Below are 18,991 nucleotides of genomic sequence, written 5' to 3'. Positions count from 1 at the left end.
CATTCGTTCGACGGATCGAACGCGGGTCGTTTAACCCTTGTTATAGCGCATGCTACATGAATGCAGCATGAATTAACCTCGCGTTAGCGCTTAGCTCAACGCCCCTTTCACCGCGACCGAACTGCCATGACGGCTAGCGCTCACCTCAATACGAACCGGCATCTGCTCTTTGAGTTCGCTGACGTGGGAAATAATCCCAATCATGCGACCGCTCATTTGCAGCTCGCTCAGCATGGCAATGGCTTGATCCAAGGCGTCTTGGTCCAGGCTGCCAAAGCCTTCATCAATAAATAGCGTATCGAGCTGAATACCACCCGCGTAGGCCTGCACCACATCAGAAAGCCCCAGCGCCAGCGACAGCGCCGCCATAAACGACTCCCCACCAGAGAGCGTGGCCACCGGGCGATTTTTGCCGGTGTAGGTATCAGCCACGTCTAGCTCTAAGCCAGACGCTTTATTGCCTTTGGAGGGGGCTTCCCGGCGCACCAACTGGTAACGCCCACGGCTCATGCGCACCAAACGTTCCGACGCTTGAATCAACACGTCGTCCAGCAGTACGCCCAGCACGAAGCGCTGCAGGCTGATGCGATGACCGGTGCGGCCATTGGCGACGTCGCTCAGCGTGCCCCACAGCTGGTATTGGGCTTCCAGCTCCGCCTGGGAGGCGTGGGCAGCCGCCAGCTTTTGGTGAATGTTTTGCAACGTGGCTAATCGCCCATCCAGTTGCCGCCAGGCCTCTAGCTGGCTGTTTTCTTGAGCCTGTGCACTTTCAGCCTGGGCATTCAGTGCAGCAACATCCTGCGGCGTTTTTTCCGCCAGCTGGGTTTGGTAATTCTCTAGCGCGCCCTCAAGCTCGGCCAAGCGGCGTTGATACGCCTCCACCCGATGCGTCAGCTCATGCCGCTGGGCATCATTCAGTTGGGCGGCCTGATATTCCGCCTCATCACCAAAGGGGCTAGCCTGCAGCGCGGCCTGCCACTCGGCGTGAGCCTGCTGAAGCGACTGCTCGCTACGCTCGACCCGCTCGTTCGCCCCGCGTAGCTGCTCTTCCGCCCGCGCCAGTTGGGTCTGGCTAGTCGAAAGTGCTTGTTGAGCGCTCTCCCAGGCCTTTTCAAGCTGGGCGATGTGCTGCTCCAGCTCAGCCAGGGTTTGGCGCATTGCCTCAGGATGCCGGGCGTCTTCCGGCAGCGATTGGCTCAGCTGATCACGCTGGCTCTCTAGGCGTAACGCGCTCTCTTTCGCCTTTTCCACCTCAGGACGCTGGGCTTTAAGCTGCTTATCCAGCGTGCCCCAATCACGTCGCAGCGACTCCCGGGCAGCGGTTTGCTGGCGAATCTCGGCCTCAACCTGCTCCCGGCGCTGTACCTGTTGGCGCAGGTCTTCATAGGCCTGTTGTAGTGCAAGCAGCGGCTGGCTAGCCCACTCCCCCAACTGCTGGGTAAGCCGCTGAGCCTGCTCGGTGTGGCTGTCGATGTGTTGAGCGAGCTGATGGTGGTGACGCTCTGCACGTTGCAGTGCCTGGCGCGCCTGTTCTTGCGCCGTTCTAGCGTCTTCCACCTGTGCCTGGGTGACCAACTCAGCGCGATTCATCGCTGGGGCGGGATGTTCCAGGCTGCCACACACCGGGCAGGGGGCATCCTGCTCAAGGGTCAGCGCTAACAGCGCGGCCTGGCCCTGGTGCCAGCGCATCTCCTGCTCAGTGGCGTAGCGTTCGGCACGCTCGGTCTCGCCTTGCTGGTGGCTGAGCGCGTTTTTAGCCTGCTGCTGTTGCGTGGTTAACGCCTGACGCTGCTGGGTGAGTTCATCCAGCTCTTGGCGCAGGGTTAGCAGGTGGTGATGGCGGCTTAGCTCAGCGGGGGCGCTGGCCAGTTGCTGAAACTCACTCTGCAAGCGTTCCAGGTGAACGCCAATGGCTTCGCCCTGCTGGCGAATGCCATCTAGCTGCTGCTCATCGCGCTTAAGCGCCTCATCGGCTTGTTGCCAGGCAGCCTGAGACGTTTGAAAGTGCCGCTGCAGCTCACTGAGCTGCTGGCTCTTTTGAATAAACTCTCCCAGTTGACGGTGCCGCTCCCTTAGTTCAGGAAGCTCTACCTGACGCTGGCGCGCCGATTCTAACGCCTGCTGCGCCTGCTCAGCGCTAGTGCGCTGCGTCGTTAACGCGGCGTGCGCCTGGTGCTGTTCCGCCTGAGCGGTGGCCAACGCCTGCTGCGCTTGGTCTAAAGCGGCTTTTTGGGGGCGCAGCGCTTGGGCATGGGCGCTTTGCGCTAACCGCGACTGGCTGTTTTCCACCTCGCCTCGCTGCTCAAGATGACGGGCTTTATCGGCTGCCAGCGCGTCCCGCGCCTCAAATTGGCGCTGCAGCGCCAGGGCTTCATCGCGCTGCTGTTCGGCAAGTCGGCGCTTTCGCTGCGCGGTTTCAAAGCCTTCCCGCGCTTGGTCTACCTGTGGCACCAGCGCTTCCAGCTCTTGCGCCAACGCGGCTTCGCTCTCAAGCTCCCCCCCGGCAAGAATGCCATTGATATGCTGGCGATGATCGCTCACCGCCCGCTCGATTTGATTAGCCTGAGTGCGCAGGCGCTCTTCAATACACTGGAACACCTGGGTTTGAAACAGCTGGGAGAAAATGACTTCGCGCTCTTTGGAGCCTGCCAGCAGCAGCTCCCGGAACTTACCCTGGGGAAGCACCATCACCTGACGAAACTGATTGGCGTCTAGGCCTATTAGCGCTTGCAGCTCCGCCGTGGCGTCGGTGACCTTACGCGCCACTAGGCACTCGTCCTCCTCGCCTTCTGGAGTGAGTCGCCACAGCTGGGCTTCTGCGGTTTGTGTCGTTGTGCCTTCGCCGCTGGCTTTGGGACGCTCCTGCAGAGGCACTCGGCGCACCCGATACATGACATCACGCAGGCGAAACGTCAGGCTGACTTCGGTGAGCAGAGAGGCATCCGCCTGATCGCAGCGCATTTGAACGGCGTCCCGCTCGTTGCCGGTGGTTTGGCCGTACAAAGCAAAACAAATCGCATCGAGGATCGAGCTTTTACCCGCCCCGGTGGGGCCGTTAATCAGAAACAGCGGGCTTCTGCCCAGCGCGGTGAAGTCGATGGTTTCGCTACCGGCAAAGGGGCCAAAAGCCTGCATGGTCAGCGTTAATGGCGTCATGCTTGGCCCTCCTGCTCGCGACTCAAGGCGGTGATCAACTCGCTCATGGCACGGGCCTGGGCGTCGCTCATTGGTTCGCCGCTGGTTTGAGTGAAGAAGTCGCTGAACATATCCAGCGCGCTGAACGTAAGCCGCTCGCGGCCTAGCTGTTGGCGGCCTTTTGCTTCCAGCATGCCGGGCTTTTCCAGGTGCAGCACGTTGGGGTACACCGCCCGCAGCTTACCCATCGGGTCGAGAATGGCATGACGGTCGGTGAGACGCACCAGCAGATAGTCATCGGCGTGGGGATCAGCGGCCCCTTGGGCCAGCAGCTGAGCCAGCTCACCTTCCAGCACGCGCACGTCCCGGTGGGGCAGCAGCGGATGGTGGGCTATTTGAGTGACACCTTCGCTGCCCACCTCAACAAGGGTGACGCCTTTGCGCTGGGTGGCTTCGGAAAAGCTGTACTTCAGCAGCGAGCCGCTATAGCGAATGTGCTCGCCACCGCGAATCTGGGGGCCGTGAAGGTGGCCCAACGCCACGTAGTCGAAACTCTGCATGGGTTCCCACGCCACGCTTTCGGCACCGCCTAGGGTGAGCGGGCGCTCGGAGTCGCTGGCGGTGCCGCCATCCACAAAACAGTGGCTCATCAGTAGCGTCGGGCGGCCCGGCTGGCGCTGTGCCTCAATGCGCTCCAGCAGGTAGCGGTGGGCGCTATCGAAGTCGCGTACGTCCACGCCAAACGCGCTGCGCACGTACTCTGGGTCCGCGTAGGGGATGCCGAACACATCCACCGTGTCATCGCCAATCGTGAGCGTGACTGGCTGATCGCAAGTGGCTAAGTCAGTGAGAATATGCAGCCCGGCTTGGCGCAAATGGCGCGCGCCAAACCCTAACCGCTCAGCGCCATCGTGGTTACCGGAAATCATCACGACCGGCAGGCCGCGCTGCTCGCACAGCTCGACCAATATCTCATCCAGCAGCGTGACCGCCGCAGCGGGTGGCACCGAGCGGTCGTAAATATCGCCCGCGACCAGCACCGCATCCACCTGCTCGCGGTCGATGATCTCCAGCAACTGCTGCAACACATGACGCTGGTCATCCAGCAGGGAAAGGTTGTGAAATAGACGCCCTAAATGCCAATCGGCAGTGTGAAGTAATCGCATGACAGGCTCGATGAAAAAAGTGTGCGGTCATCATAGCAACCGCGCCTGCGTTTCACCCATGAAAAAGCCCCGCACGAGGCGGGGCGATTAATGCGGAACACGTCGCGGGTTAGTCTCTAAACGCATCCGGGTAGGTGGTGATATCCACGCCCCACAGCATCGGCAGCAGGAAGTAGACCGCGGCCACGATCAACAGCATCGCAATGATGTTGAGCCAGAAACCGTTGCGCACCATCTCGATGATTTTGATTTTACCCGTGGCGAAGATGATCGCATTGGGCGGCGTGCCCACTGGCAGCATAAAGGCGCAGTTGGCCGCCATGGCCGCTGGCACCATCAGCACGAACGGATGAATATCGAGCGCCAGCGCCAATGAGGCTAGCACCGGCAAAATCATCGTCGCTGTGGCTGTGTTGGAGGTGATTTCGGTCAGGAACAGTACCATGCCGGCCGCCAGCAGAATCACCAGCAGGAAGTTGACGCCTTCCAGCACGCTCATTTGGCCGCCAATCCAGGAAGCCAGACCCGACGAGCCAAAGCCCGCCGCAATCGCCAAGCCACCGCCAAACAGCAGCAAGATGCCCCACGGTACGTCTTTGGCCACATCCCACCCCAGCAGGCAGCCGCCTTTGTTGGGAGAAGGAATGAGAAACAGCGCCACGGCAGCGGTAATCGCAATCATGGTGTCGTTAATGCCGGGGATCGTCAGGATCTGCCCCTGCCATAGGAACGAGCGGGTGATCCAGAAGAACGCTGCAAACAGGAAAACCCCCAGCACCGCCTTCTCTTCGAAGGAGATGCTGCCCAGCGCCTCTTTCTCCTTACGAATCAGCGCACGGCCACCCGGCAACTTGGCCAGCTTGATGGGGTAAATAAAGCGCGTCAGCATGATCCAGCCGATGAACAGCAGAATCACCACCACCGGGAAGGCAAACATCAGCCAGCCCGCAAAGGAAATTTCGACGCCAAACAGCTCGCTGACGATAGCGGCCAGAATGATGTTGGGCGGGGTGCCGATCAGGGTGCCCAAACCGCCTATGGTGCCCCCGTAGCCCACGCCAAAAATCAGCGACTTACTGAACTTATCAATCTCGTCGCTGTGATCTCCTTCGGTTTTTTTCAGCTCCTGGGTCACCTGGTAGACAATGGCGGTACCAATCGGCAGCATCATCATGACCGCTGCGGTATTGGATACCCACATGGACAAGAAGCCGGTGGCCGCCATGAAGCCAAAGACGATGCTATTGATGCTGGTGCCTAAAATGGAAATGATCGACAGCGCAATGCGCTTGTGCAGATCCCATTTTTCCATGGCCAGAGCGATCATGAAGCCGCCAAGGAACAGGAAGATGATCGGGTTACCGTAGGCCGCCGTCACCGTATTGCCATCCAGGGCGCCGGTAATCGGCAGCAGGATGATGGGCAGTAACGAGGTGACCGGGATCGGAATCGCTTCGGTGATCCACCAGACGGCAACCCACAGCGTGGTAGCCAGCACCATGCGCCCTTCGAAGCTCAGGTCGGCCGGATGAAAAAACAGCAAAACAAAGGCAAAGAGAGCAGGCCCGAGTACCAGGCCAATTTTTTGCGCCGTGTTGAAGGCAGGCGGACGCGGAGGCTGATTGCCTGGCTGTGCGTCAGAGGAACCACCTCGCCCAGCGCTGCCCGTGCCAGAAGTGGGCAGCGCACACATGAGGAGGTTTTTTGCTTGGTCGTGGGAATGCCAAAGGGAGTCCCAGAGCGTCATCGTGGCAGTTCTGCGCATTATGAAGTACCGCTCGCAGTCAGGGTGAACGAATGGGCGCCTTACGGGCCAACCCAAGGACAAATGTGCCAGCGCGTCTGGCTTTTTTGAGGTGCCCTTTATTCACTGCCATAAGCCATTAGTCCAGTAAATTGACGACAATTACAACCAAAGTCTAAACACTTTGGTCGTAATTATTAGCATTGGCTAAGATGTTGCCCGCAGAGAATCAAGGTATACAAATCTGTTTCACTGCTCCAGGCTGAGCCCCACCCCGCTCAGGAGTTCACCCATGCTGGACCGCTTTACCATGCCCCTGACCCACCCTCCGCTACGCTGGGTCGCCCGCGCGCTTCACGCCTGCCGCATCACCCCGGATCAGGTGACCCTGGCGGCCTTTCTGATCGGTATGCTGGCCCTGCCCCTGTTGGCCTTCGAGCATTATGGCTGGGCGCTGCTGGCCATCGTGCTCAATCGCATAGGCGACGGCAAGGCCTATGCCGACATGGCGACCTTGAGCGCCGCACAGCACGCTGAATCTTCCAGTGCCGCTAATCAAGCGATGAAAGCGACGTCATCCGTTTCTGTCGCCGTGGCTTGATGCACTGACTACCCAGTTTCCTACAAGGCTTACTTCGGCTTGCGCTCCCTGAGCGCAAGCCGTTTCTTTTAGTCCAGATGCTCCAACGTGACCACGATATCCTGGCGCGATACATCGATGTTCCAGAAGGTATAGCTATCGTCATCCTCATCGACCAGGCGAATATCGAAGTAAGGGCTGCGATAGCCCGTCAACGTCACCCGCTGGGTATCACCATTCATCAACACATCGCTCCCTAGCACGTCCTCTTCCCAGCTGGAAGACGATGCTGGGCTCACGTACATGTAATAGATGGTGTAGCCGGTCCGATTGGTGATATCCACATAGTAATCGTCCGCCATCACGAGCGACGAGCTGCACAGCAGCAATAAAGAGAAGAGCCACACTTTGATACGCATGGGTGTATTCCTGATGTTTTTTTAGAGGAAACCACGTTAGCGCGCCAAGCCTGCTGACGCCGAGCCCAGACGCTAATATCAGTATATCTCTGGCCCGCCATTTTCGAGATAGCCTTAGGCGCTTTTTTGCAGCCCCCCCACAGCTTCTGCGTAGCTGATAGAATACTGCCCCTTTCAGGCACGGGCTGGCGGCTTGCCAGCTCGCGGCTCCACCGACTACTGCACCTACTATCTGCACCTACTATCTGCACCCACTACCTGAGAGTTCCGTCATGATAGCTACCGCCACTGCCCTCTTCCGACCACTGTTACAATGGGGGCTCGTACCCCAGATCGTGATGGGGATCATTGCGGGGGTGCTGCTGGCGCTACTCGCCCCTACGGTCGCCAGCGACATTGGCTTGCTGGGCCAACTGTTCATCGCCGCCCTGCAGGCCGTCGCCCCCATTCTGGTATTCGTACTGGTCGCTGCGGCTATCGCGGCACATCGCCAAGGGCAACCTACGCACATTCGTGCGGTGCTGCTTTTATATGTATGTGGAACGCTGATCGCCGCGCTGATTGCGGTGGCCGCCAGCTTCTGGATGCCGACCGAACTGACGCTGGATGCCGGCCAGGTAGACGGCAACCCGCCCAGCGACATTTTCAGCGTACTGCGTGACTTGCTGCTGAACGCGGTCACCAACCCGGTCAGCGCGCTGATGGAAGGCAACTTCATCGCCATTCTGGCCTGGGCCATTGCGCTGGGTCTGGCGCTGCGTCAGGCGGCCGATACCACGCGCCAGGCGCTGCAAGACCTCTCCAACGCCATTACCCGCATCGTGACGCTGGTGATTCGGCTGGCCCCCATTGGCATTTTTGGCCTGGTGGCGGGTACGTTGGCTGAATCCGGTATGCAGGCGCTGCTCAACTATGCCCAATTGCTGGGTGTCATCGTGGGCTGCATGCTGTTCGTCGCCCTGGTGAGCAACCCCTTGCTGGTCTATCTGGTCACTCGCCAGAATCCTTACCCCCTGGTGTTCACCTGCCTGCGCGGCAGTGCCATCACCGCCTTCTTTACGCGCAGCTCGGCGGCCAATATCCCGGTGAACCTGGAACTGTGCCGCCGCCTCAAGCTGGATGCCGATACCTACTCCATCTCCATTCCGCTGGGCGCCACCATCAACATGTGCGGCGCCGCGATCACCATTACCGTCATTACCCTGGCCACCACCCATACGCTGGGCATTGCCGTGGACTTCCCCACTGCCCTGCTGCTGTGCGTCGTCTCGGCCCTGGCGGCCTGCGGTGTGTCTGGCGTGGCCGGTGGGTCGTTGATGCTGATTCCCATGGCGGCGAGCCTGTTCGGCATTCCTACCGAAGTCGCCATGCAGGCCGTGGCAATCGGCTTCGTCATCAGCGTGGTGCAGGACTCCACCGAAACGGCGCTCAATTCGTCCACCGACGTGCTGTTTACGGCTGCCGCCTGCCGGGCGCAAGAGGCGAAGCGCGCGTAGGCGTTTGCCAGGGGGAGTGGCGGCTGACCACCGCCACTCCCCCGCACGCCCTCCCCACGACGGTTACCCACGATTTGCTCTACGACGCTCGCGTACTACCCGCTGGATGTTTTCAGCAGTCTCGCCAAACGCTCACGCTCATCCTCTTCATAAACACCAGATGCAACAGCGCCACCGATGAACAAATGGAAGCGCAGAAGCCAAAGGTACGAATGTGCCCCATACGCCGAATCAAGCGCCCGCTTACCCAGGTGCCGCAGATAAACCCGACAAAATAGCCGGACATGATGATGCCCAGCACCGCGCTGGAGAAACCTTCCGCCGTGCCCCGCAGGGTAAGCAGCGTGTTGAGCAGGCCGTTGCCCAGCAACAGAAGTGCCACACTGCGCAGTATCGATTTAACGGGGTTGAGCATGGCTAATGAATACATCGCGCTTCCTCGTAGCAGACGCGCTATAGACCATGCATGAAAGATGCCACTGGAAACCTTCTCTACCCATGACACGCCCCTGACAGAAGGTCATAATAGTTGCCAAGCTAACGTTTCCTACTGACGGCCAAGGGAGTACGCCATCGTGAACCAGTCGATCGAGCAAGCCGATACGAGCCAGCATTCCGCCCTGCGCGCCGGCTTTCAGGGCGTTCGCGAAGCCATCCCATTGCTGGGTGGCTATGTGCCCGTTTCGCTGTCGTTTGGCCTGGTCGCAACCCAGGCGGGTTTCACGACCTGGGAAGCCGCGATCATTTCGGCCCTGATCTACGCTGGCGCCTCGCAGTTTCTGTTCGTGGGCATGATCGCGGCTGGTGCGCCGCTGTGGCTGGTGGTGGCGCTGACCCTGCTGATCAACGTGCGCCATGTGGTGTATGGGCCAAACCTGGCGCCTTTGCTACCCCGTAGCCGCCACTGGCCCTGGCTGATGCACGGCCTGACCGACCAGGTATTTGCCCTGGCGCTCACCCGCCTGCCGCAGCTCCCCGAGGCCAAGCGCTTTGCCTGGTTCGTGGGCGCGTCGCTGCTGGCCTGGGGGGTATGGATCATAGGTACCATTGCCGGAGCCAGCGGTGGCGAAGCCGTCACCGCCCGCTGGCCATTGCTGGGAGAAATCATGCCCTTTGCCCTGCCTGCGCTCTTCCTCACCATGGTGGCACCGCGTTTTACCAGCAAACGCTGGGCGGCCGCCACCACTTGTACCGTGCTGGCCGCACTGGGCTTGAACCTGGCAGGCTGGAGCAATGTGGCCATTCCGCTGGCGGCGGCCTGCGGCGCTTTGTGTTTCTACACCCTGACCTTTCGCAGCCGGGAGCACACGCCATGAGCACATCGCTGTGGGTTGCCGTGGTGATATGCGCGCTGGGCACGCTATTGATGCGGGTGGTGCCCTTTCTGTGGATGCAGCGCCGCCTGGGTAGCGACACCGGCCTCAATGCCATGCCGCAGTGGCTGGTGATCCTCGGCCCGCTGATGATTGCAGGCGTGCTCGGGGTTTCCATCGTGCCCGTCAACCCCAGCCCGACCTCGTGGCTCGCCACGGCCATCGGGCTGAGCGTGACGCTGCTGGTATGGCGGCGCCTGCGCTCCCTGGGCTGGCCAGTGGCGGCGGGGGTGGCGGTGTTTGGGATGGTGGAAGTAGGATTCACCCTTCTGGGCTAGACAGATAGCAGCGTGTGGCACGCTAAGGTACTGGCGACGATTCAGGATGACCCTGCGTTTTTTGAAGAGCTGGCTTCGCACTAAAGCAATATCGACCATAAGCAAGCATCATATGGGCGAGCTCGAGGAGCTTTATATTGTCGGTAGCTGCCGAACACGCAGATCCACATCAACTGTCAAGCATGACTTGACAGTTGATCGCCCTCGAGCAGCTTACGGACCTACCACATCCATCAGCTTGGCGTAGTCTGTTACCACGTCGTACTTCACTTTATCACCGGTGACCTGCTGACTGATCTCGGCGAAGAACTTGCGAGCACATTCAATCTTGGTTTTTTCGATCTCGCGTAGTTTCATGGACGACATTGAGCCCTTGGTTTCAGCGACAAAGTAGATGTGTTTGACGTTACCTTCTCGGAATGAAATAGCCCAGTCTGGGTTGTAGTCGCCCACCGGGGTAGGAATCAGGAAGCCACGTGGCAACTTGGCATAAACTACTACCTCACTGCTGGTATCGAGTTCGGTGACAAAGCGACGCTCGATCTCAGAATCGGTGATGGCGTAGTCGTAGACGTGATTTTTGAGCTTTTGCGTGGCTCGGGAGAAGTCTTGTCCGGTTTGGTTGGCGGTGAAGATATCCACATCGTAGCGCTCGTCCACTTCATCGTAGGCCAGGCGCTCGATCACCATCGCGGCCTTCTGTTCGGTGATCAACCGGGAGGCCTCGGCAATGAAATGTTCTGGGTTTTGCCGGAACTGTTGGAACACGGCGGGTTGTATACCTTGCAGAACTTTGGCTGCCGTCTGGCGGGTCAGCTGGGCGTTTTCGGCCACCTTGCCTACCAGGTCATAGCGGACCCGCGAGTGGATTGAATCACCATACTCCGTGGCGGTTTCCTCGACCTTGAAGCCATCGCCTTTCTTCAGTTGCTCATCAGTCAAGCCATCCTGCTGGATGCCCTTTTGCACGGTGTATTGAAGCGGGGTGACGCGCAAGCTCTTGTCCAGGGCTGCGATGCACTTGCGCACCAGCTCGTCCGAGTCAAATTCGACACGGTACACTGCTTTGCGATTGATCCTTTGCCATAACGCCTGGAACTCCTTCTTGTCGAAGTTAGCGTTGAGGGGGTTGGTTTTGGGTTTACGGCCATCCTCGATCTTCGGCAGTTGAGCATCGCTGAACACACTGTCGATCAAGTCAAACACCTGATCGGCATAAGGCTTCAGGTCATCCGGTAGATCGGCCAAGGTACCCTGCTTTTTGGCATTGTGATAATCATCCGTGATTTGGTCATCATTATCGGTATAGTCGTTCTTTACCAGGTAGCGGTAAATCTGTTTGGCCATAGCGGCCGTCACATCTATCGGGCCTTCTTCGGTGAGCAACTGCTTACCAGTAAAGTAGGCTTCAGTTGCCTGACGCGGCCGAGCACTCAACGTATCACCAATTTCCTGCTGAAGCCCTGCTACGAAGTCTTTATAGCTTTCACTGGCAATCACGGTCAGTACGTTGATGTCATGTACGATGGCCGGGGTATCCATGCGGTCGCCGTGCTGATCCACCGACAAACGTAACCCACGCCCCACTTCCTGACGTCGAGAAATAGTATTGTCACTGTGCTTGAGCATGCACATGACAAAGACGTTGGGGTTATCCCAGCCCTCGCGCAGCGCCGAGTGAGAGAAGATAAACCTGACCTGTCGTTTAGCACGAGTTTCTGCGTCATCTGACCAAGCATGGAAGGCCAGAAGACTCTCCTTGTCCTTCAAAATCAGGTCGTAGGCATCCACATCGTCGGAGTCGACGGAGCGGGCACCGACCTTGGGGTTTTTCAGACGGCTTGTCTTCTTATCAATAGAGAAGTAACCATTATGCGTAGCTGCTGGGTCAATACCTTCCAGGTACTTCCTGTAAGCCTCGTTATCAATAGCCAACTCGGATAAGTATTCGTTCTTGAGCAGCTGATACTCTTCTTCGAAGATACGGGCGTACTCGCCCTTCTCATCCGACTGGTCATAGTCGCGGTACTTGGCCACCTCGTCGATAAAGAACAGCGACAGTACCTTGATGCCCTGGGCAAACAACTGCTTTTCCCGATCCAGGTGGGCCTTGATGGTTTCACGGATCTGGATACGCCGGATGTCTCGCTCGGACATATCGCCGTTGGCTTCACCGGCTTGCAAAACCTGCCCGTTGGTGAACTCTACGGTATCGTTAGTGGCATCGATCTGGCTAATAGTGAAGCCGTCACGGTATTGGTCCAGCTCGCCGGACTCGGCAAACAGGTCATCGCGAAACTGCAGGCGGCGTAGCTGACGCTTGATCACACCCGACTTGAGTTTCACCTCCAGCTCGATACGAGCAACGGGCGCCTTTCTGGAAATATCGATGCCTTCCAGATACAGATAAGCATTTGTTCCAGCCAGCCCCCGCGTCTGAATACCACGCACGGCGATCTTCTTGACCAGCTTCTGGTTGTAGGCATCAAGCGCATCCAGGCGGTGAATACGGTTATGCTGGGTTCGATGAGTGGCCGAATAACGCAGGATCATCAGCGGCTTGAACTGGGGCAACGCTTCCATGGTGGCTTTGCCTTCCATCTTCTGCGGTTCATCCAGAATCAGGATAGGCCGGTTGGCGGCAATCACATCGATAGGCTTGCGAGATTGAAAGTCATCCAGCTCATCGTAGATACGTCGGTTGTCTGCGCCTCGGGCGTTGAACGCCTGGATGTTCATCACCATCACATTGATGCCGGCATCCGACGAGAAGCTCTCCAACTCATGCAGTCGCTTGGAGTTGTAGATGAAGAATCGCGCCTTCTTGCCATAACTCTCGGTGAAGTGTTCAGCGGTGATCTGTAGTGACTTGTATACCCCTTCACGGATGGCAATGGATGGAACCATGATGATGAACTTGCTCCAGCCATAGCGCTTGTTCATCTCGAATATCGTCTTGATGTAGCAGTAGGTCTTACCGGTGCCGGTCTCCATCTCTACGTCGAGGTGGATGCGCGTAGCCGCCAGAGCATCCTTTTTGTAAGCCGCCTTGACGGGCACTCGATTGCCCTTGTTGTCGAAGGTGGTGAACTCGGTCAGCGAGGTTACCACCGGCAGGTTCTGGCGGCGTTGGACCGTCTGGACGTTTTCCAATACCTGGGCTTCGCTGAGCACCAGATCAGCGTTTCTGAAGCCATCTTCGTCGAAGGCGCTGGCTTGGGAGTGCTGACCCGGATCGATCCGGTAGGTCAGACCATCGAGCAGGGGCTGACCGGCAAAGCAGTCGACCACGGACTCCACGGCGTGGGTCTGGTAGGCCTGGGTTTTAAACTTCAGCTTCATGGCATTCTCTTTCTGCATTCTTTCTGCAAGGCTTTCTGCACGTCGTCATGCAGAAAGAACCGAGGGCGGCGCTCAACGCTGCCCGCCCTTGTCGCCCTTACGTGTGGGTGACTTCAGTTGCTTCAGCTTCTTTTCTGCCTCGACGAAGTGCTTTTCCACCTCTGAAGGCTGCTGCAGCCTTTGCTCGCGGAATTTCTCGAACTCCTGATGCGCCTTGTTCACCGCTTGCTGGTTACTGATGCTACCTGCATGGGTCAGCAGCTCACGCCCTGTCATGGTCAGGAATTGATCCAGTCGCTGCTGCCAGTCGGCCATCGTCATGGGCTGGCGGTTGAGCGCTTGCACCTCAGCCAATTCCAGGTAGGCATTGACGATGCGGTTCAGGATATTGAGCTCTTCTTCATTCAGGTAATTCTTGGCAACCTCGATATCACGCTTCAGCAGGTTCTTGCCCGGAAAGTTGGTGACACCCATGTTGGGTGAACTGGCATCAGCACGCTGGAAAATCAGTTCAGAGGCCGTATGCCCATGAGCCGCCCAGTGCATCTTGTTCTGCACCTGTTTAAAGAACAGCTGGGTTTGCTCCGCCTTGGGGTCGTAGTCCGTGCTGGTGGCGTAGATATCCAACACCTTGCGCCAGAATACCTTTTCAGAGCTGCGGATATCGCGGATACGCGCCAGCAGCTCTTCAAAATAGCGGTCGTTCTGCGGCTCCTTGAGGCGCTCATCATCCATGACAAAGCCTTTGATGATGTATTCCTTGAGGCGCTCGGTAGCCCAGATCCGGAAGCGGGTAGCGATGGCACTTTTGACCCGGTAGCCAACGGCAATGATCATGTCCAGATTGTAGAAATCCCGCTGACGGCTGACCTCGCGGCTACCCTCGAGCTGAACTGACAAGAATTTCTTGTGAGTTGCCTCCCGCTCCAGCTCGCCCTCAGCGTAGACGTTCTGAATATGGCCGCTGATATTCTGCTGGGTGGTCTGAAACAGCTCGGCTAGCTGGTTCTGGGTCAGCCACAGGGTTTCATCCTGCAAGCGCACCTCAAGCCGCAGCCGGCCTTCGGCCGCCTCATACAGCAGGACATCCCCTGTGCTACCGGGCTGATCAGCACCTTGGTTCATAGCGCACGGACCTCGGTGCTGGGCGACAGCTGACGGAAGATCTGCTCGACGTTGATCTTCACCGCATCGGAGACAAAGCCATTGTCACGGAACACCACCCGCAGTGGTTCATGCTTGGCCAGCTCCTTGACCAGCTCTTCGGTAATATCAGTATCGAAGCAGGCGACCAGGGCATTGTCATCGACGAAGAACACTGTTTTGCCTTGCAGGGATTCGCGGCGAATCGGCAGGGTCAGATCCACACCCCAGTCCACCAGCACCTGGAACAGCAGATCTTCCGGCGTTCGGTCGGGTTTGACGTTGTCCACGGCTTCCAACAAATCGCCTTGGGACAGCTGATCGGGGCGGTAGTAGATGTCCTTCATGTTAGAGGTGTCGACCTTGAGCACGCGGAAGCCCACATCGCGGTTCCAGTCGGGGTGACAATCACTTTCAAGGATCTTTTGTCCGGCACGGCGAATACGTTCTTTGCTAATATCGGCGATTGATCCATAGCCAGCTTTAAATGCATCGGACTTCTCATCGCACGGCTCTGGGAGTTGCACCATAATAAACTTGCGTCTTCCACCATCCTCAGAGTTTAGCTGCATGACCGCATGTGCTGTGGTAGACGATCCCGCAAAAAAATCCAAAACCAAATCGTTGTTATGGGTGGCATGCTGAAGGCAATATTTAATCAATCCTATTGGTTTTGGAGTATCAAAAAATTTCTTTCCGAAAAGACTTTTAAGCTCCAGCGACCCAGTTTCGTTCGCAAAACCATTGCCGCTCCATACAGTTTTAGGCTTTATTCTTTTTTCCCCATTTTCTCCTTCGGCATAATCAATCTGAAAAATATCGTATCTTTTATTTGCACCCACGGTGCGAGCACATAGCTCAGATATTCTTTCCGCGGATGTCTCTCTTCCCCAGCGCCACCGACCATCCTCTCCATCGGAGAGAAGAGGGAGCACCTCTATGCTGTGTTGTTCAGACTTCTGAAGCGAAACAGAGTTATCCAAGGGGTTCACATAGAAAGGATAGTGCATTTTAGGCCTGTCTATCCTTTTAGCACTATCACCCCGCTTCCTCAGTCCTTGCAATCTGTACCTTCTTCCATCTGGAGTAGTCTCTTGATACTCCTTTAAGTATTCATCTGGAAGAGGGACACCTAGCGATATAAAATTCTTCTTTTGATAAGCGAGCAAATAATTGTGGGCCGTGGCATAGTATTTATCATCACTACGCCCTTTCAAATTGCTCACAGCGGTTATTAACCCAATTCTATTTTCTGCACCAAAAATCTCGTCACAGACCTTGCAAAGGTTGTCGACCTCTACATCATCAATGCTGATGAAAATAACCCCGTCATTTGCCAGCAAGTTTTTTGCTAGCTTTATTCTTGAGTAAATCATAGAGATCCAATCCGAATGAAACCTTCCGTTGGCATTTGTATTTGCCACCAAGCGATTTCGAGATTCGTCCATCTGGTTAGATCTTTGCAAAAATGCTTCTGTATCCTCAGAAAAATCGTCGTCATATATGAAGTCATTGCCCGTATTGTAAGGTGGGTCAATGTAAATCATCTTAATTTTTCCGAGGTAGGTCTCTTGAAGCAGCTTCAAAGCCTCTAGATTGTCACCTTCAATGAATATGTTTTCTGTTTGTTCAAACTGAGAGCTTTCATCTAACGTCGGCCGAAGCGATTTCGCAATAGGCGCATTTGCTAGCGCCAACGCCTCTCGTTTCCCTGGCCAGTCCAACCGATACCGTTCCTGCGTCCCATCCACAATCGAATCACTTAGCTCCTGGCGCAGCTGATCAAAATCAACAGCGAGGCGCAATTTCCCTGTTGCCTCATCCCGTGCCTCGGTCACGCAGCCGGGGAACAGCTCACGAATTTTGGCAATATTGTCCTGACTCAGATCAGGACTGTGCATTTTGAGTTTGTCCACGGAAATATACCTCTTGAATTCTTTTCTCAGGTTCTGATATGGCTATACGCGAATACGTACCGGTACCCTGGCATCCAAGCGAGCCTTGATTTGTGTATAAAGTTGCGCGGATAAATTCTGCTTATCGCGGAGACTTACCAGAAGTGAGTAACTTTCTTCGCTATCACATAGACTTTCGCCCCATGGAAAATCATTACGAGTGACTACAACAAACAGTTTTTTATTGCGTAATGCGGAGTTGGAATTGAATTGAAAAAATTTCCAGGAATCAGCTTGGACTGTTCCCTTGCTTCGGGCAGTCTGCCCAATAGTCGCCCCGGCTAGTTCCTTGATGCTTTGATAGTCATCCTTCTTCGTTGCCTTATTAAACATAGTAGTGACATGCTCAAGGTCTCGCGCTGCAACCAATTTAAAATCAATGCGTGTGGCGCGATACTTTATTCGTGTTGAGCGAACAGGCGGCGCGTAGGCCAATGCGACCGCAATTTCCCGAAGACGCTTCTTTCCGCCGCTGGTGAAGTCAGGCGGCACCGGGATTTCATAAAAATGGTGCCGCTTGTTTTCGATCCTGCTCTCCGTAATGAGGGTGACAGCATTTTCACTGGACCGCTTCAGCGCAGTTTCATCCACCTCACCATAGCCACAAACCCGGCTAAGCGCTTTGTTCTTTTCAAAGAGGTGCTGACTGGCCTGTGGTATAGCTGCGTTCAGGCAGAGTTGCGCGCGGATGAAATTGGCTGTGGCATCAGGGTATTCGTGGAATATGGACGCTGCCAGATGTGCAACCTGGGGTGCTGCCATGCTGGTCCCGGTATCCACATGGAAAGGTCGACCATGCACAAATTGCAGACCGGTGGATACAACCCCCAGGCCAGTTAATCCGTCCAGCAATGCGTAGTTAGCTCGCGCGTGTATCGCCCAGTTTCCGCCGTGTGCTACCAATTCTGGTTTGATAGCACCATCTACTGAGTGGCCATTGCGAGTAAAAGGGGATGGCTGGCCCGCTTGCGCAATTGGTATTTCCGCCGGGTCGAGTGGATAACGTTGACTGTTATAAGTTTGAGTATGTCTAACCAAGCTACCTACGGTAAGCGCGTTCAATGCAGGGGCTGGTTCAATAACCCGCCAACTTTCATTTAGCAGATATTCTGGGTATTGGTCGCGCCATTCCAGGCCATCTGGCGAACCTTCACCAATCCGATGATTTCCCGATGATACGACAAACAGCACCCCAAGCTCACGAGAAAGGGTGTCCAACGTGACCGAAAGTCCTTTCAGGTGCCCTCCAAAGTAAGGCTTGTTGGAATCACCAAATGACAAGTTGAACACCTTGCAACCATGCTCGGTAACGAAGTGTCGAACGGCTTCTTCTATGTGGTTTTCTACAAAGCCTGTGGTGTTCTCATTGCTTCTGTCGAGAATCCGACCACTGTACAGGCGTAAGGTCGGTGTAAAGGCTCCCGCACGAAGATGCTTTTCAAAATCACCATAGAGCGCCAAGCCCGCAACGTGGGTGCCGTGCCCATTCTCGTCGTGCGGGCCTTCGCCCGGTAGAAAGCTTGCTGTGTTGGCTACGGCTGCTTTCAATAAAGGGTGACCATCGGCAATGCCGCTATCTAGCACTACAACACCCGGCGCTTGGGCTGGCGGTGCCTGCACTTCTGGGAATTGCTGAAGATCTTGGAACACTATCGAGCGCTCCAGCGCAAAGCTTGGCAGTAGGTCGATTGATCGAATATCGCGATGGTGGAGCAATGATTCAGCCTGAGCGGCTGTACAGCGTAAACGGTAAAGAGTCAGCTCAGGTTTTTTGACCTGGTCAAGCTTCTCAATCCTTTGTTCTGATAACCAGCTATCAAACTTATCCCAGGCTTGTTGTCTGGCATCAGGCCTATCTTCTAGAGGCCAGATTTCGACGTCCAAAAGAAAATCTTCATCATCAGGAAAACCGTGCTGCTTCAGTGCCCAACTTTTACGATCTTCCGGGCTCCAACCATCCACACTTTGTAATGCGTAAATGACTTCTTTATTGGTGACATATCCCCCGGATGCCATGCTGGCAAGACGAGCTTCAAACTGTGCCATCGCCGCATTGGTAGCGAAGCCTATGATGACGGTTTCGTCTTCCTGGCTGACAACTTCTATTTCCGTGGAAATTTTTCTTAGGTCGTCAGGGTTAAACCCTTTCTGAACTGTGAACCGAAAGAGTTTACGTTCATCAAAACCACCGATATCTTCGCTAGCTTCTCTCGTTGCATTAGCTAGCTTTCCGAGTAGCCCTCTTCCATGAGAAGGTACATCGTCCGGTGGAGCGGTGCGCGGGTTCCCCCCAGGACGCTTTTCGTTAACTGGTGCTTCTCGTTGAATGTTCAGATGCGGAAAGGTTTCTTCCATGACGA

At 56.2% G+C, this 18,991-nt stretch carries 13 protein-coding genes; 4 read left to right on the top strand and 9 right to left on the bottom strand.

Annotation, left to right across the window (positions count from 1 at the left end; genetic code table 11):
* Positions 1–90: 90 nt before the first annotated feature.
* From RVM26_RS01865 to RVM26_RS01855, 3 genes are all read right to left on the bottom strand, one after another.
* The gene (locus tag RVM26_RS01865) at positions 91–3,156 is read right to left on the bottom strand and encodes an AAA family ATPase (protein WP_476294552.1); all 3,066 of its coding nucleotides are present in this window, start codon (positions 3,154–3,156) and stop codon (positions 91–93) included.
* The gene (locus RVM26_RS01860; protein ID WP_476294553.1) at positions 3,153–4,301 is read right to left on the bottom strand and encodes an exonuclease SbcCD subunit D; all 1,149 of its coding nucleotides are present in this window, start codon (positions 4,299–4,301) and stop codon (positions 3,153–3,155) included. Before RVM26_RS01860 ends, RVM26_RS01865 begins: the two co-directional genes overlap by 4 nt.
* A gap of 109 nt (positions 4,302–4,410) precedes the next feature.
* Positions 4,411–5,994, bottom strand: a complete 1,584-nt coding sequence (locus RVM26_RS01855; RefSeq protein ID WP_498940470.1) for an SLC13 family permease — start codon at positions 5,992–5,994, stop codon at positions 4,411–4,413.
* Positions 5,995–6,337: 343 nt separating this feature from the next.
* Here RVM26_RS01855 and RVM26_RS01850 point away from each other — a divergent pair, with 343 nt between their 5' ends.
* Positions 6,338–6,646 carry a hypothetical protein gene (locus RVM26_RS01850; RefSeq protein ID WP_498940468.1) on the top strand — a complete coding sequence of 103 codons (309 nt, stop codon included), beginning with the start codon at positions 6,338–6,340 and terminating at the stop codon, positions 6,644–6,646.
* A gap of 68 nt (positions 6,647–6,714) precedes the next feature.
* On the opposite strand, the gene RVM26_RS01845 is transcribed toward RVM26_RS01850, so the two are convergent.
* Positions 6,715–7,044 carry a hypothetical protein gene (locus RVM26_RS01845; protein WP_039175695.1) on the bottom strand — a complete coding sequence of 110 codons (330 nt, stop codon included), beginning with the start codon at positions 7,042–7,044 and terminating at the stop codon, positions 6,715–6,717.
* A 272-nt stretch (positions 7,045–7,316) separates the two neighbouring features.
* On the opposite strand from RVM26_RS01845, the gene sstT reads away from it, so the two are divergent.
* A complete protein-coding gene (sstT, locus tag RVM26_RS01840; RefSeq protein ID WP_498940466.1) occupies positions 7,317–8,540 on the top strand; it encodes a serine/threonine transporter SstT in 1,224 nt (407 codons plus the stop codon).
* 112 nt (positions 8,541–8,652) lie between these two features.
* On the opposite strand, the gene RVM26_RS01835 is transcribed toward sstT, so the two are convergent.
* On the bottom strand, positions 8,653–8,970 hold the full coding sequence (locus tag RVM26_RS01835; protein WP_498940464.1) for a hypothetical protein: 318 nt from the start codon (positions 8,968–8,970) through the stop codon (positions 8,653–8,655).
* A gap of 145 nt (positions 8,971–9,115) precedes the next feature.
* Between RVM26_RS01835 and RVM26_RS01830 the strand changes: the two genes are divergently transcribed.
* A complete protein-coding gene (locus RVM26_RS01830) occupies positions 9,116–9,856 on the top strand; it encodes an AzlC family ABC transporter permease (protein ID WP_498940462.1) in 741 nt (246 codons plus the stop codon).
* Positions 9,853–10,191 (top strand): AzlD domain-containing protein, encoded by a 339-nt coding sequence (locus RVM26_RS01825; RefSeq protein ID WP_498940460.1) that lies wholly within the window; start codon positions 9,853–9,855, stop codon positions 10,189–10,191. Before RVM26_RS01830 ends, RVM26_RS01825 begins: the two co-directional genes overlap by 4 nt.
* A 213-nt stretch (positions 10,192–10,404) precedes the next feature.
* Here the strand turns inward: RVM26_RS01825 and RVM26_RS01820 are convergent, their stop codons facing one another.
* From RVM26_RS01820 to RVM26_RS01805, 4 genes are all read right to left on the bottom strand, one after another.
* Positions 10,405–13,533, bottom strand: coding sequence for a type III restriction-modification system endonuclease (locus RVM26_RS01820; protein WP_498940458.1), 3,129 nt, complete (start codon positions 13,531–13,533; stop codon positions 10,405–10,407).
* 72 nt (positions 13,534–13,605) lie between these two features.
* Positions 13,606–14,658 (bottom strand): virulence RhuM family protein, encoded by a 1,053-nt coding sequence (locus RVM26_RS01815; RefSeq protein ID WP_498940456.1) that lies wholly within the window; start codon positions 14,656–14,658, stop codon positions 13,606–13,608.
* Positions 14,655–16,592 (bottom strand): site-specific DNA-methyltransferase, encoded by a 1,938-nt coding sequence (locus RVM26_RS01810; RefSeq protein ID WP_498940454.1) that lies wholly within the window; start codon positions 16,590–16,592, stop codon positions 14,655–14,657. Before RVM26_RS01810 ends, RVM26_RS01815 begins: the two co-directional genes overlap by 4 nt.
* A 42-nt stretch (positions 16,593–16,634) precedes the next feature.
* On the bottom strand, positions 16,635–18,986 hold the full coding sequence (locus RVM26_RS01805) for a S8 family peptidase (RefSeq protein WP_498940452.1): 2,352 nt from the start codon (positions 18,984–18,986) through the stop codon (positions 16,635–16,637).
* Positions 18,987–18,991: the final 5 nt, after the last annotated feature.

This window comes from Halomonas sp. KM072, from assembly GCF_050710315.1.
In the GTDB taxonomy this organism is placed as follows: Bacteria; Pseudomonadota; Gammaproteobacteria; order Pseudomonadales; family Halomonadaceae; genus Vreelandella; species Vreelandella hamiltonii.
This window is presented reverse-complemented; position numbering and strand designations above follow the sequence as displayed.